General features: G+C 60.7%; 13 protein-coding genes. 1 reads left to right on the forward strand and 12 read right to left on the reverse strand.

Annotation, left to right across the window (positions count from 1 at the left end; all coding sequences use genetic code 11):
- Nucleotides 1-11 precede the first annotated feature (11 nt).
- The 9 genes from LOY36_RS25810 to LOY36_RS25850 form a co-directional block, all read right to left on the reverse strand.
- On the reverse strand, nt 12-830 hold the full coding sequence (locus LOY36_RS25810; RefSeq protein ID WP_007941650.1) for a phosphoglycolate phosphatase: 819 nt from the start codon (nt 828-830) through the stop codon (nt 12-14).
- Nucleotides 827-1501 carry a ribulose-phosphate 3-epimerase gene (gene rpe / locus LOY36_RS25815; protein WP_007941649.1) on the reverse strand — a complete coding sequence of 225 codons (675 nt, stop codon included), beginning with the start codon at nt 1499-1501 and terminating at the stop codon, nt 827-829. The genes LOY36_RS25810 and rpe overlap by 4 nt, the downstream gene beginning before the upstream one ends.
- Before the next feature lie 91 nt (nt 1502-1592).
- Complete coding sequence (locus tag LOY36_RS25820; RefSeq protein WP_258671304.1) at nt 1593-2741, reverse strand: iron-containing alcohol dehydrogenase; 1149 nt, start codon at nt 2739-2741, stop codon at nt 1593-1595.
- 155 nt (nt 2742-2896) lie between these two features.
- Nucleotides 2897-3721, reverse strand: coding sequence for an ABC transporter permease (locus LOY36_RS25825; protein ID WP_018928864.1), 825 nt, complete (start codon nt 3719-3721; stop codon nt 2897-2899).
- Nucleotides 3722-3733: 12 nt separating this feature from the next.
- A complete protein-coding gene (locus LOY36_RS25830; protein WP_258671305.1) occupies nt 3734-4981 on the reverse strand; it encodes an ABC transporter permease in 1248 nt (415 codons plus the stop codon).
- A 212-nt stretch (nt 4982-5193) separates the two neighbouring features.
- Nucleotides 5194-6237 (reverse strand): ABC transporter substrate-binding protein, encoded by a 1044-nt coding sequence (locus LOY36_RS25835; RefSeq protein ID WP_019650345.1) that lies wholly within the window; start codon nt 6235-6237, stop codon nt 5194-5196.
- A 49-nt stretch (nt 6238-6286) separates the two neighbouring features.
- Complete coding sequence (locus tag LOY36_RS25840; RefSeq protein ID WP_018928861.1) at nt 6287-7411, reverse strand: ABC transporter ATP-binding protein; 1125 nt, start codon at nt 7409-7411, stop codon at nt 6287-6289.
- A gap of 354 nt (nt 7412-7765) precedes the next feature.
- Nucleotides 7766-8407, reverse strand: coding sequence for a response regulator transcription factor (locus tag LOY36_RS25845; RefSeq protein ID WP_258671307.1), 642 nt, complete (start codon nt 8405-8407; stop codon nt 7766-7768).
- 72 nt (nt 8408-8479) lie between these two features.
- Nucleotides 8480-10876 carry a PAS domain S-box protein gene (locus LOY36_RS25850; RefSeq protein ID WP_258671309.1) on the reverse strand — a complete coding sequence of 799 codons (2397 nt, stop codon included), beginning with the start codon at nt 10874-10876 and terminating at the stop codon, nt 8480-8482.
- 73 nt (nt 10877-10949) lie between these two features.
- Between LOY36_RS25850 and LOY36_RS25855 the strand changes: the two genes are divergently transcribed.
- The gene (locus tag LOY36_RS25855; RefSeq protein ID WP_258671310.1) at nt 10950-11942 is read left to right on the forward strand and encodes an alpha/beta hydrolase family protein; all 993 of its coding nucleotides are present in this window, start codon (nt 10950-10952) and stop codon (nt 11940-11942) included.
- Between the two features lie 43 nt (nt 11943-11985).
- Here the strand turns inward: LOY36_RS25855 and LOY36_RS25860 are convergent, their stop codons facing one another.
- From LOY36_RS25860 to LOY36_RS25870, 3 genes are read right to left on the reverse strand one after another with little or no spacing between them, the layout of a single operon-like run.
- A complete protein-coding gene (locus LOY36_RS25860; RefSeq protein WP_026345947.1) occupies nt 11986-12750 on the reverse strand; it encodes a TerB family tellurite resistance protein in 765 nt (254 codons plus the stop codon).
- A gap of 1 nt (nt 12751) precedes the next feature.
- On the reverse strand, nt 12752-13423 hold the full coding sequence (gene murU, locus LOY36_RS25865) for an N-acetylmuramate alpha-1-phosphate uridylyltransferase MurU (protein WP_258671311.1): 672 nt from the start codon (nt 13421-13423) through the stop codon (nt 12752-12754).
- Nucleotides 13420-14439 carry an aminoglycoside phosphotransferase family protein gene (locus tag LOY36_RS25870; RefSeq protein WP_258671314.1) on the reverse strand — a complete coding sequence of 340 codons (1020 nt, stop codon included), beginning with the start codon at nt 14437-14439 and terminating at the stop codon, nt 13420-13422. The genes murU and LOY36_RS25870 overlap by 4 nt, the downstream gene beginning before the upstream one ends.
- Nucleotides 14440-14451: the final 12 nt, after the last annotated feature.

The following is a 14451-nucleotide window of genomic DNA, read 5'->3' on the forward strand; positions in this document are numbered from 1 at the left end:
CCAGGAACAAGTCAGGCGCGCCAACGCCAGCGGGCCAGGGCCTTGATGACTTTCATCCAGAGTTTGCGAGTGACCACCACGATGGCGTTTCCAGCAGGGGGTTGAACAGCGTCGGGCAACGTTATCTCAGCGGCCGGATCCAGGCAACCGGGAATTAGTTTGCGCAGATCATCGATCACCAGCGCCGGCGACTCTTCGGCAATCGGTCGACCGTGGTTATAACCGTAACTGAGGGCCACGCATTTGACCCCCGCCGCTTTCGCCGCCAGCACATCGCTGCGCGAGTCGCCGACGAACAACGATTGCGACGCCGGAATGTTGGCCATTTTCATCACGAAAAACAGCGCGGCCGGGTCGGGTTTCTGTTGTGGCAGGGTGTCGCCGCCGATAATCCATTTGAAGTAACGGCCGATTTTCATCTGATCCAGCAGCGGCGCGACGAAGCGCTCCGGCTTGTTGGTAATCAGCGCCATCGCCACGCCCTGCTTGTTCAGCCATTTCAGGGTGTCGCGCACACCGGGATAGACCACGGTCAGCTCATGCCCCTCACCGTAGGCCTCCATGAAAATCTGCAGTGCACCTTCGGCTTCGCCGTCATCGACCGACGAATGATCGATGCCGCCGGCCAGTGCACGGCGCACCAGCACCGGCGCGCCGTTGCCGACCCACTCACGCACCGGTTCGATGCCGACCGGGTCACGCCCGAGTTTGAGCAGCATGTTATCCACAGCCGCTGCGAGGTCAGGGACCGAATCGACCAGCGTGCCATCCAGATCGAACATCACCAGCCGCGGCAAACGCCCCGGGAACAGCTGCTCAAAACCGCTCATGGGCGAGCCAGCGCCAGTTCGGAGCGCATTTTTTCAATCACTTCCTGGTAGTTCGGCGCATTGAAGATCGCCGAGCCGGCCACGAAAGTATCGGCACCGGCAGCGGCGATTTCGCGAATGTTGTTCACGTTCACCCCACCGTCGATTTCCAGGCGAATGTCACGACCGGAAGCATCGATCAGTGCCCGCGCCTCACGCAGCTTGTCGAGGGTGGCTGGAATGAACTTCTGCCCGCCGAAGCCCGGGTTGACGCTCATCAGCAGGATCATGTCGACCTTGTCCATCACGTACTTGAGCACGTCCAGCGGAGTCGCCGGGTTGAACACCAGGCCCGCCTTGCAGCCGCCTTCGCGGATCAGTTGCAGGGAACGGTCGACGTGCAGCGTGGCTTCCGGGTGGAAGGTGATGTAGGTCGCACCGGCTTCGATGAAGTCACCGACGATGCGGTCCACCGGGCTGACCATCAGGTGCGCGTCGATCGGCGCGGTCACACCGTACTTGCGCAGCGCAGAGCAGACCATCGGGCCGATGGTCAGGTTCGGCACGTAGTGGTTGTCCATGACATCGAAGTGCACGAAGTCGGCGCCGGCGGCCAGGACGTTGTCCACTTCCTCGCCCAGGCGGGCGAAGTCGGCGGAGAGAATCGACGGAGCAATAACGAAGGGCTGCATGACGCACCTTTTTTGAGCAGAATCACGATGGCGCGCATTGTATACCTCATGCTTTGACGCGCGCACCGTGCTGCGATGATTGGGGCAAGTCCTAATAGGCCGCTCGGTAGATCTTCTCGATATCGGTGGCGCTCAACTTACGCGGATTGTTGCGCATCAGGCGTTCGGTGCCGGCGGCTTCCACGGCCATGGCGGGGATCGCCTCCTCGGGTACCCCGAAACTGCGCAGACCTCGCGGGATCTCCACGGCGGCGCACAGCTCGGTCATCGCCTCCACGGCTTTATCCGCCGCTTCATAGGCGCTCAGATGAGCGGTCTTCACCCCCATGGCCTCGGCAATATCCTGCATGCGTTCCACGCAGGCCATCTTGTTCCAGGTCATGACATACGGCAGCAGCAAGGCATTGCTGACACCATGGGCAATGTTGAAACGCCCGCCCAGCGGATACGCCAACGCATGCACCGCGCCGACCCCGGCATTGCCGAACGCCATGCCGGCCATCAGGCTGGCGGTGGCCATGTCTTCGCGGGCTTGCAGGTGGGAGGGATTGGCGTAGGCCTTGGGCAGCGCCTTGCTAATCAGCTTGATCGCGCCAATGGCCAAGGCATCGGTGATGGGCGAGGCGTTGAGCGACAGGTAGGACTCGATGGCGTGCACCAGCGCATCGACGCCACTGGCGGCGGTGACACTGCGTGGGCAGGTCAGGGTCATTTGCGGGCTGACCAGTGCCACATCCGGCAACAGGTAATCGCTGATAATGCCCATCTTCAGCTGCGCGACCTTGTCTGAGAGGATGGCCACGTTGGTCACTTCCGAACCGGTGCCGGCGGTGGTCGGGATGGCGATCAGCGGCGGGCCTTTGCGCGGCACCTGATCGATGCCGAACAAATCCTCCAGCGCGCCGTGATAACCGGCATAGGCGGCAACACTCTTGGCGATATCGATGGCACTGCCGCCGCCGAGGCCGATCAGCCCGTCATGCCCACCCTCACGGTAAACCCGCATACAATCTTCGACGATGGCGATTTCCGGGTCCGGCAACACCCGGTCGAAAATCTCATAACTGCGCTCGCCCAGCTGCGCCAGCGCCAGCTCCACCGTGCCGGACTTGACCAGCGCGGCATCGGTGACGATCAGCGGGTTGTCGATGTCCAGACGTGTGAGCTCGGCCGCCAGTTGCTCGATGGCACCTGCGCCGGTGATCAGTTTGTGAGCGATTTTGAAAGAGGAAAGACTCATGTGCGCAGCCTCTTATAGATAGGGGAGCTGGGCACAATAGTAGCTGGGGATTGGGGTTTGTCTGCAGTAGGAGCTGCCGAAGGCTGCGATCTTTTGACTTTGCTTTTGGAAAATCAAAAGATCGCAGCCTTCGGCAGCTCCTACAGAGGACCGCGTCAGGCTTGGGCGGTACGCAGTTTTTCGCTGCGCCCACGCAGCCATTCCAGGGTCAGCAACAGGATCACCGAGAATGCGATCAGCAGCGTCGCGGCAGCGGCGATCGTCGGGCTGAGGTTTTCGCGGATGCCGCTGAACATCTGCCGAGGCAAGGTCGCTTGTTCGGGACCGGCGAGGAACAGCGTCACCACCACTTCATCGAACGAGGTAGCGAAGGCAAACAGCGCACCGGAAATCACCCCCGGCGCAATCAACGGCAAGGTCACCCGGCGGAACGTCGTCAGCGGCGAAGCGCCCAGGCTGGCCGCGGCCCGCACCAGGTTCTGGTTGAACCCCTGCAAGGTCGCCGACACCGTGATGATCACGAACGGCACGCCCAGCACGGCGTGCACCACGATCAACGAGGTATAGCTGTTGCCGAACCCCAGTGGCGCGAAGGTCAGGTAACTGGCCACACCAATGATCACCACCGGCACCACCATCGGCGAAATCACCAGCGCCATCACCAGCGCCTTGCCCGGGAAGTCGCCACGGGTCAGGCCGATCGCCGCCAGCGTACCGAAGATCATCGCCAGCACGGTCGCTGCCGGAGCCACGATCATGCTGTTCTTCAACGAACGCATCCATTCCGCCGAGGCAAAGAAGTCCTGATACCAGTGCAGCGAGAAGCCTTGCAGCGGGTAGACCAGAAAACTCCCCGAGTTGAACGACAGCGGAATGATCACCAGCACCGGCAAGATCAGGAACAACAAAATCAAGCCGCAGAGAATCCGCAAGCTGTAGAACCACACCCGTTCGATGGGCGACATATAAGGACTCAGCATTTCACTCTCTCCTTAGCTCAGGCGCAGGCGACTGGCGCCCACCAGCCAGCTGTAAATCAGATAAAGCACCACGGTCGCCAGCAGCAACAGCCCACCGAGTGCGGTCGCCATGCCCCAGTTGATGCTGGTGTTGGTGTAGAAGGCGACGAAGTAACTGACCATCTGATCGTTCGGGCTGCCCAGCAACGCCGGGGTGATGTAGTAGCCGATGGCGAGGATGAACACCAACAGGCAACCGGCGCCAACACCGGCATAGGTCTGCGGGAAGTACACCCGCCAGAAACTGGCGAACGGGTGGCAGCCCAGGGAAATCGCCGCACGCATGTAAGTCGGCGAGATACCTTTCATCACGCTGTAGATCGGCAGAATCATGAACGGCAGCAGGATGTGCACCATCGAGATGTAGACCCCGGTGCGGTTGAACACCAGCTCCAGCGGCTTATCGATGACGCCCATGGCCATCAGGCCACTGTTGATCAAGCCGCCCGATTGTAGCAACACGATCCACGCCGCGACCCGCACCAGAATCGAGGTCCAGAACGGCAACAGCACCAGAATCATCAGCAGGTTGCTTTGGCGCGAGGGCAGGTTCGCCAGCAGGTAGGCCAGCGGATAGGCAAGCACCAGGCAGATCATGGTGATGATCAGGCCCATCCAGAACGTACGGGCAAAGATGTCGAGGTAGATCGCCTGATCGGGAGTGGCCCGGGCCAGTTCGCCGAGGTCGTCGATACGGTGGTCGACGGCGGCCAGCAGGTAATAAGGCGTCACGCCACTGGTGTTGCGGCGCACCACCTGCCAATAGGCCGGATCGCCCCAGCGCTCGTCGAGTCCTTCCAGCGCTTCTTTATATGAAGCAGGCTCCGTGGCGAACGGCAAGGCGCGCGCGGTTTTGGTCAGCAGGCTGCGGTAGCCGGCCAACTCCATGTTCAAGCGCTTGGACAAATCACCCAAGGTCTGATTCTTGCGGGCTTCGGCGAGGTCTTCGCTGGCGGCCTTGTACACAGGCTCTGCCGGCAGGCCTCGGCCATCCCAACTGGTAATGGCAGCCACGGTGCGCGGCATCACGCCGACCACTTCCGGGTTACCGACGCTTTTGTAGAGCAGCGCCACGATCGGCACCAGGAACACCAGCAACAGAAACAGCACCAACGGCGCGATCAAGGCTTGTGCTTTCCAGCGGTTGATTCGCTCGGCGTGCTTTAGCCGCTGCTTCAAGGTGGGGTCGGTGCCCGCGTTCACGGGAACGGCGATAGCCATGGCGTACTCCGGAAATCTTTGATCAATCGATAAGGGGGAGCGAAATTGTGGCGAGGGGGCTTGCCCCCGTTCGGCTGCGAAGCAGCCGTGAAACCATGCATCCGGTGTACCTGATACATCGCGGTTGCAGGTTTTAGGGCCGCTTCGCGACCCAACGGGGGCAAGCCCCCTCACCACAAAGGCTCGCCCTCACAAGAGGGCTAGCCCTCTGGTTACTTCGCAGCCCAGGAATTGAAGCGCTGCTCCAGTTGCTCGCCGTTGTCAGCCCAGAAGCTGACGTCGATCTGCACCTGGTTGGCGATGTTTTCCGGGGTGGTCGGCATGTCTTTCAGGACATCCTTGGCCAGCAACGGCACAGCCTGGGTGTTGGCCGGGCCGTAGGCGATGTTTTCCGAGTAGGTCTTCTGCTGTTGCGGCTGCACCGAGAAGGCGATGAATTTCTTCGCAGCTTCGGCACGGGTCTTGTCCAGACCTTTTGGAATGGCCCATGCGTCGAAGTCGTAGATGCCGCCGTTCCACACCACTTTCAGGTTGCTTTCTTTTTGTACCGCGGCGATCCGGCCGTTATAGGCCGAGCTCATGACCACGTCACCGGAGGCGAGGTATTGCGGCGGTTGTGCGCCGGCTTCCCACCACTGGATGCTTGGCTTGAGTTCATCGAGTTTCTTGAACGCGCGGTCCTGGCCATCTTTGCCGGCCAGCACTTTGTAGACGTCTTTCGGCGCAACGCCGTCAGCCATCAGTGCGAATTCCAGGGTGTACTTGGCGCCTTTGCGCAGGCCGCGCTTGCCCGGGAATTTCTTGGTGTCCCAGAAATCAGCCCAACTGGTCGGAGCGGTTTTCAGCTTGTCAGCGTTGTAGGCCAGCACGGTCGACCACACGAAGAAGCCCACGCCGCAAGGCTGGATAGCGCCTTTGACGTAGTCTTCAGACTTGCCGAACAGCTTCGGATCGAGTTGCTCGAACATGTCTTCGTCGCAACCACGGGACAGTTCCGGCGATTCAACTTCCACCAGGTCCCAGGACACGCTCTTGGTGTCGACCATGGCTTTGACCTTGGCCATTTCGCCGTTGTATTCGCCAGCGACGATTTTGCCGTGGCCCGCCGCTTCCCATGGTGCGTAGAAGGCTTTGACCTGCGCCGCCTTGTTCGCCCCGCCAAAGGACACCACGGTCAGGTCCGGGCCAGCCGCCATCGCGTGCGCCGCGCCGATCATGCCGACGACCAGGGCGGTGAATTTCAGGGATCTCAACATTTATTGTTCTCTCCACGTGCAGGGTTGGTGTTGGTGAAGCAGGGGGCGATCAATGCGCCTCTAGAAGTGGGTCGAGCGCGCGAACGTGTTCGACCTGCCAGCCAAGCGGTACCACGTCGCCGACAGCCAGCGCAGGATCGAGCTCGGCAATCGGTTGTTTCACGAAGAAGTCGGTCTTGCCGCAGACTTCCAGGCGAACCCGGACGTGGTCGCCCAGATAGATGAATTCCGCCACCCTTCCCGAGAAGCGGTTGACACAGGACTCGCTCGAGCCATTGAGGCTCACGCGCTCCGGACGAATCGACAGCGTGACGGGTTCGCCGGTCTTGCCGACGTTGACCGCCAGTGCTTCAACCTTTTCACCGCGACCGAGCTCGACCACGCAGCGATCACCGGTATGGCTGTGCAAGCGGCCGTTGAGGCGGTTGTTCTCGCCGATGAAGTTGGCGACGAAAGTATTTTTCGGCTCTTCATAGAGCGTGCGCGGTGGCGCGATCTGCTGGATCTCGCCCTGGTGGAACACGGCGACACGGTCGGACATGGTCAGGGCTTCGCCCTGGTCGTGGGTCACGTAGACCACGGTCACGCCGAGGCGCTGGTGCAGGTGTTTGATTTCCATCTGCATGTGTTCACGCAGTTGTTTGTCCAGTGCGCCGAGCGGTTCGTCCATCAGCACCAGTTGCGGTTCGAACACCAGGGCGCGAGCCAGGGCCACACGCTGCTGCTGACCGCCGGACAGTTGTGCCGGATAGCGCTGGGCGAAGGTGTCGAGCTGAACCATGCTCAGCACACGCTTGACCCGGTCACTGACGTCGCTTTTGTTCAAGCCGCGCACGGTCAGCGGGAACGCCAGGTTCTCGGACACGGTCATGTGCGGAAACAACGCGTAGTTCTGGAACACCATGCCGATGTCGCGCTTGTGCGGTGGCACGTTGTTGATGGAACGCCCGGCCAGTTGAATCTCCCCGGCGGTCGGCGTTTCGAAGCCGGCGAGCATCATCAGACTGGTGGTTTTGCCGGAACCGGACGGCCCGAGCAAGGTCAGGAATTCGCCTTTGCGAATTTCCAGGTTGAGGTCTTTGACAATCAGGTTCTCGCCGTCGTAGCTCTTTTGCACTCCACGAAAGCTGACCAGAATATCGCTGGCCCCTGCACTTGAATCAACCTGGCTCATACCCACACCTTTGTTATTGATGACTGCTGTGGACTAAGCCTAGTGGACGCTGGGAGCCGCGCAAATCGGGGCGCAGGAGAGAATCGCCTCAGCCGGATGGAAGGTTGGGGGTAGGGATTGCCCTACAAGGATGGCGGGGATGGATATGTCGATTCTTGATGGCGACAGACGGTGAGCTGCAAGCCGCAAGAACCGGCGAAAACAGTGTTTAAGGCATGTCGCAATTGGGCATGCCGTTACGGTCCCTGTAGGAGCTGCCGCAGGCTGCGATCTTTTGGCGGCTTCAAGATAGCCGAAGATCAAGATCAAAAGATCGCAGCCTGCGGCAGCTCCTACGGGTGATCGCGTACTGCTTCAGAGGAGTTTGTGTTCCATCGCGTACTTCACCAGTTCGGCCAGGGAGGTGATGTTGAGCTTCTGCATCAGCCGCGCCTTGTGGGTACTGATGGTTTTGCTGCTCAAGGCCAGTTGCTGGGCGATGTCGTTGACGTTGGCGCCCTGGGCCAGGCGTTCGAATACCGAGAATTCACGCTCCGACAGCAACGAATGCAACGGCCGTGTATCGGTCAGGCCAACCTCGAAAACCATGCGGTCGGCCAGGTCTGGATCGATGTAGCGCCCGCCCGCCGCGACCTTGCGAATCGCCGTCAGCAACAATGCCGGATCGCTGTCCTTGGTCGCGTAACCCGCAGCGCCGACCTTCAACGCCCGAGCGGCCATCTGCGCTTCGTCGTGCATCGACAGCACCAGAATCGCCGGCGGATTGTTCAAGGCGCGAATCCGCGGGATCGCTTCCAGGCCGTTGACCCCGGGCATGGAGATGTCCAGCAACACCACTTCGCAGGGAACATGGCGCAAGGTATCGAGCAACTGCTCGCCATTGCTCGCCTCCCCGACCACCAGCAAGTCCTTGGCCAGGCCGATCAATTGCTTGATGCCTTCGCGAACGATGGTGTGGTCTTCGGCTACCAATACACGGATCACGTTCTTCTCCATTCTTCTTATGTCAGAACCAGGATCTATCGCGGGCTTGCCTGCAAAGGCGCCAGCTCAAACAACACAAAACCATCAGGCTTCATCCAGCGGCACTCGCACCGTCAGTGTCGTGCCCTCCCCCGGCTCACTCTCAAGCGACAATTGCCCGCCCATGATCAACACCCGCTCACGCATGCCGACCACGCCAAAGGATGTCGGCCTGCCAGGCGCGGCGACAAATCCTACGCCATCATCGCTGACAGTCAGACAAAGCTCATCGCCCTCAAGGGCCAGCGTCAGTTCAACAGTATGCGCCTTGGCGTGACGCATGACATTGGTCAGCGCTTCCTGAAGGATGCGGAACAGGCCGATGGCCTTGGCATCGCTGAGCACCGGCAAGTTATCCGGCACTTGTACCAGACACGGAATATGGGTGCGTGCCTCGAACCGTCGGGCCTGCCACTCGATGGCCGAGGCGATCCCGGCATCGAGAATCGGTGGCCGCAGCGCCGTGGCCACATCACGCACCAGTTGAAACAGCTGCGCGATCAAACGCTTCATGCTGTTCAAGCGCTCGTGCAGGCCAGGGTCGAGCTGCGCATAAGCCAGTTCGCACATGGACGTTTCCAGCTTCAACACAGTCAACATCTGCCCCAGCTCGTCGTGAACTTCCCGGGCAATCCGCGCCTTCTCCTCTTCCCTCACGCTCTCCAGGTGCGCAGACAACTCGCGCAACTGCTCACGGGAGCTGGCCAGCTCCAGCTCGATGCGCTTGCTCTCGGTGATGTCCCAGACAATCCCGTCCCAGACATAGGCGCCGTCTTCCAGTCGGCGGGTAATGGCCTTGATCTCGGCCCAGCGCTGTTCGCCCTGACGAGTCAGAATCCGCCCCTGCCACGACCAGTCGCTGTCGGTGTCCAGCGCATGGTCCTGAGTCTGGTGATAACTGGCCTTGTCATCCGGATGCACCAGGCTGCGCAGGCCTTTGTCCCGATGGGCCAGGGTGGCCGGCGAGTACCCCACCAGGCTCTCGCTGCCTTCACTGATGTAGGCAAAGTCGATCTGCCCGGTTACTGGTGCGCGCTCCAGACGAAAGACCAGTCCGGGGACGTTGGCGGCGATGCCTTGCAGCCGCGCTTCGCTTTCCTGCAAGGCGGCCAGGGCGCGACGACGCTCGGTGACGTCGTTGAGGTAAACCACCAGGTATTCGCCCTCACGAAACCGCAAGAAACTCAACGAAACATCCGCCGGCAGAATACTGCCATCGGCCCGCACGCAATTGGTTTCGAAACTTAGCGGCCCTTCCTCACTGGCCCGGGCGCGCTTCCACAGACTCAGCCAGCGGTCCATGTGCAAACCGGGCTCGAAATCGATCAATGGTCGATCAATGATCCCGCCCGCCGGATAGCCGAGCATACTTTCGGCGGCACGGTTGGCGTAGCGCACATGGCTGTCCCAGTTGACCCAAAGGATGCCGACGGTGCTTTGATCGATGGAGAACTGCGTGAGGCGCAAGGCTTCTTCGCTGGCCTCGCGCAGGGCAATGTCTTCGCGCGCCGCCAGCAAACGTTGCTCCAGACTGTGTTGCTGACGACGCTGCCAGTACACAATGGCCATGCTGCTCAGCAATAACACCAGCAACAGCAGACAGAGGTTTTTCCAGAAAACCGGTGAATCGGACAGCCGCGGGTACTTGGGTTGCAGCCATTGATCGTGCAGTCGCTCGAGGTCTTTGGCCGGTATCGCGCGCAGCGCGTTTTCGACGATGCCGGCCAACTCCGGCCAGTCCCGACGCGTGGCCACTCGCAACAGTTGCGGGAAACCGATGTCGCCCACCACGGCCAGCCCGGCGAACTCAGGCTCTGCAGCCAGACGCCCGAATTGCGCTTCATCGACCACCGCGTAACCGGCTTGCTGACTCAACAACAGTTGCAGCGCCTGGCGCTCCAAAGGCACGCCTTGCAGGTTCAGATGCGGATAGGTGCTACGCAAAAAATCCGCGGTGACGCTGGGCATGCGCACGGCGACGCGGGTCTGACTGTCGAGTTTTTCCAGCTCCACCACACCGGTGCTCTTCTGGTCGCTGACCACCAGTTGCGGCACCCGCATGTACGGATCGGAAAATTGCCAGAGTCGTAAACCGGCGGGAGTCTGGGTCAGTCCCGGCGCGATATCGATATCGCCTTCGCGCGCGGCGGCTTCCAGTTGCGCAAGATCAGGATAATTACGCCAGCTCAGCTCGACCTTGAGCGACTTGGCCAGCCACTTCATCAACTCGATGTTGACCCCGGACAGGCGCTGCAAGCGGCGATCGTATTGGGCATAGGGCGCTTGCAACACCACCCCGACCCGCAACTCTTCATGCTGCGCCAGCCATTGCTGTTGCGCCGAAGACAATGACACGACGTGCGCCGGTGGCGCGGGAGCCGCCCAGCCCATCAAGGGAAACCACAAACAGCCGATAACCCACAGGCAGCGAAAATGCATCATCGAAGTCTCACACACTGACAAATACTGACCAACCCATTAGGCTGCCGGAATAACTTCTGGCCTGGAATATCCGATGCCCCCTGTCTACCGCCTGGCACTGCCAGCATTGTGCCTGTCGTTGATCCTGCCGTGCGCCTTTTCCGTCGAGGCGGCCGACCCGGCATCTGCCACTGCGGAAAAAACCGCCGAAGAAAAACCGGTCGAACGCCAGCCGCTGCTTGAGCGTAGTCAGGAAGAAGCGACGGCACTTGAGCGAAAAATCCCGGCGCAGGAACAGCAACAACTGCAAGCCGGTTCCGACAGCTTTCTCGCCTTGTGGAAACCGGCCAATACCGCCGAGCCCAAAGGTGCGGTGATTATCATCCCGGGTGCCGGTGAAACCGTTGACTGGCCGCAAGCAATCAGCCCATTGCGCCGCCAATTGCCGGACGCCGAGTGGAGCAGCCTGAGTATCACCTTGCCGGATCTGCAAAGCGAAGCCATTGCGCCACGTATCATCGAAGTGGCGCCCGCCCCCAAAGCGCCTGATACCGGCAGCAAAGACTCGACCACCGCGGCGCCCATCGAACAGGCCGCCGGCGGCGAAGCGGAGGTGGCCGACAAGGCTATCGCCGAAACCACCGAAGAACACGCCAAAGCCGACGCCGAGCGAATCTTCGCTCGCATCGACGCGGCCATCGCTTATGCCGAACAGCAAAGCGCTCGAAAAGTCGTCGTGCTGGGGCATGGCACCGGCGCTTACTGGGCCGCGCGCTATCTGAGCGAGAAGCAGCCATCGCAAGTCGAGAAGTTCGTGATGGTCGCCGCCCAGACGCCTGTTACGGCGAAGCCTGAGCTTGCCGAGTTGACACCGACGATCAAGCTGCCGACTGCCGACATCTTCTATATGGACAAACCACTGGATCGCAACGCGGCACTGGAACGCTTGCAGGCCAATAAACGCTTGAAGACATCGGCGTTCAGCCAGGTCTCGCTCAAGGCACTGCCGGGCAATGCCAAGGCTGAGCAAGAGCAGTTGGTTCGCCGGGTGCGGGGATGGTTGAATCCGCAGCCTGCGGCGGACTGATGGATCGCGTCGCCCCATTCGCGGGCGACACAACTCTGCCCTGCTATCGAAAGTCCCGCCGTTCACGAATCAACGTGTAGGCGTTGTGCAATTCACGAGTCTTGTCCGTCGCCTCACGAACCTGCAACGCCGTCGCACCGCTGCCGGCAATCTTGTCCGGATGATGGCGACTGAGCAGGCGTCGATAGGCGCGTTTGATCTGTGCCGGCTCGCTGGTCGCCGACACTCCCAAGAGCCGCAAGGCGTCCTGATACGTAATCGCGCTGCTGACCAATGGTCGCTTCGGCTCATAGTCGCTCGCCAGTGCCTGCACCTGTTGCGGCGTCCAGCCCAACCATTTGCCCCACTGGGCAATCAGTTCGCGCTCGCTGCTACCGGCGCGACCATCGGCCCAGACCATCCGCCAACAGGCACGCAACACGCCTTCCGCGGCATAGGGCTGAGCACTCAAGCGTCGCAGATAACCACGCAACCGATCGTGCCCCGACTTGCCGCGGTTGAACGCCGCTATCGCCCGACGTTGCGCCGACTCGGTCATCTCCAGCGCACGCATTTCCTGCCGTGCCTGCTGGATGTGGCCATCCACTACCCGCCCATCACTCTTGGCCAATCGGCCCAGCAACACGAACAGCAGTTCATCGTTGCGCAGCACCGAGCGGCCACCGAATTTTTCCCATAAATGCGCCCAGCTCTGCAGGTGCAAGCGCCGATCCAACGCCTGTCCCAACAAAGCACCGAGCATGGCCCCCGGAATGCTGGCTATGGCAAAGCCCACTCCGGCTCCAATCAGAGTCCCTGGCCACAACATGTCAGCGTCTCGCTTCTATCAAGGTTTCTACTTCAGCCAGGCGCTCGTGAGTGCCGACATCCACCCAATGTCCATTCAGGCGCTCGCCCGTCACTTGTCCATCGGCCATGGCTTTGCGCAACAATGGCGCAAGCTTGAAGGCCCCGGCCGAGCAACCGTCAAACAGCTGCGGGTGCAGCACGGCGATGCCGCTGTAGGTCAGGGTTGAGGTATCCGGCTGACCGTCCTGCACATGGCCATCGACCAGGGTGAAATCCCCGTTCGGGTGATGTACCGGGTTGTCCGCCAGGATCAAATGGGCGAGCCCGACGATGGGCTGGTGCAACACGCTGAAGTCGTAGTCGGTCCAGATGTCGCCATTGACCACCACAAAAGCCTCATCACCCAACAACGGCAACGCGCGGAAAATACCACCACCGGTTTCCAGCGGTTCACCTTCCGGCGAATACTGAATGCTCACGCCATATTTCGAGCCATCGCCCAGATAATCTTCGATCTGCTGACCGAGCCAGGCATGGTTGATCACGATCTCGGTAAACCCTGCCGCCGCCAGCGCGTGCAGGTGATACTCGATCAAGGGTGCTCCGCCGGCGCGAACCAGCGGTTTTGGCGTGGTCAGGGTCAGCGGACGCATGCGCTCGCCTTTACCCGCCGCCAGAATCATTGCCTTCATGCCTTCACTCCAGCACGCAGACTGGCCAGCAACACATCCAGCTCAGCCAGTTCAGGGCGACGGGCAATGACCGCGTCTATATAAGCAAAGAAACGCGGCACATCGCCGAGATAGCGTGGCTTGCCGTCGCGATGGCAGATGCGGGCGAAGATACCGATGACTTTCAAGTGACGCTGCACGCCCATCAGGTCGCTGGCGCGCAGAAAGTCTTCAAAGTCCGGCTGAACCGGGATGTCGAGCGCACCGGCTTGCTGCCAGTAATCTTCCAGCCAGCCGCGCACGCGTTCTTCAGGCCAGCTGAGGAAGGCGTCCTTGAACAGGCAGGTCACGTCATAAGTCACTGGTCCGTAGACCGCGTCCTGGAAATCCAGCACGCCGGGATTCGGCTCGCTGCGCATCAAATTGCGCGGCATGTAGTCGCGATGTACCAGGACTTTGGGCTGAGCCAGGGCGCTGTCGATCAGCAGGTCGCTGACCTGCTGCCAGAGCACCTGCTGCGCAGCATCGAACTCGATACCCAGTTCGCGCTTCACGTACCACTCGGGGAACAGTTCGAGCTCGCGACGCAGCAACGCGACGTCATAACTCGGTAGCGGCGCCACCATCGGCAACTGCTGGAAAGCCAACAACGCTTGCAGGGCATCCTTGAACAAATCATCGGCGTTTTCGCTGTCGATCACGTCCAGGTACGTCTTGTTGCCCAGGTCATTGAGCAAAAGAAAACCGCGTTCAAGGTCTTCAGCATAAATTTTCGGCACGTTTATGCCGGATTTCGCCAGCAGAAAAGCGATATCCACGAAGGGTTTGCAGTTTTCCTGGGGCGGTGGCGCATCCATCACGACGAAACTTCTGCCTGCGCCTTCCCAGCGGAAATAGCGCCGAAAACTCGCGTCGCTACTGGCCGCGGTCAACGTGGCCGGGGGCACGGCGCCCCAACCTTGTTCTGCAAAGAGGATAGCCAACTGTTCATCGAGCCAAACTTTCAGGTGTTGCAAGCGTACATCTTGGTCAGGCATTGCAAGGGTCTC

The organism is Pseudomonas sp. B21-019, from assembly GCF_024749225.1.
Taxonomy (GTDB): domain Bacteria; phylum Pseudomonadota; class Gammaproteobacteria; order Pseudomonadales; family Pseudomonadaceae; genus Aquipseudomonas.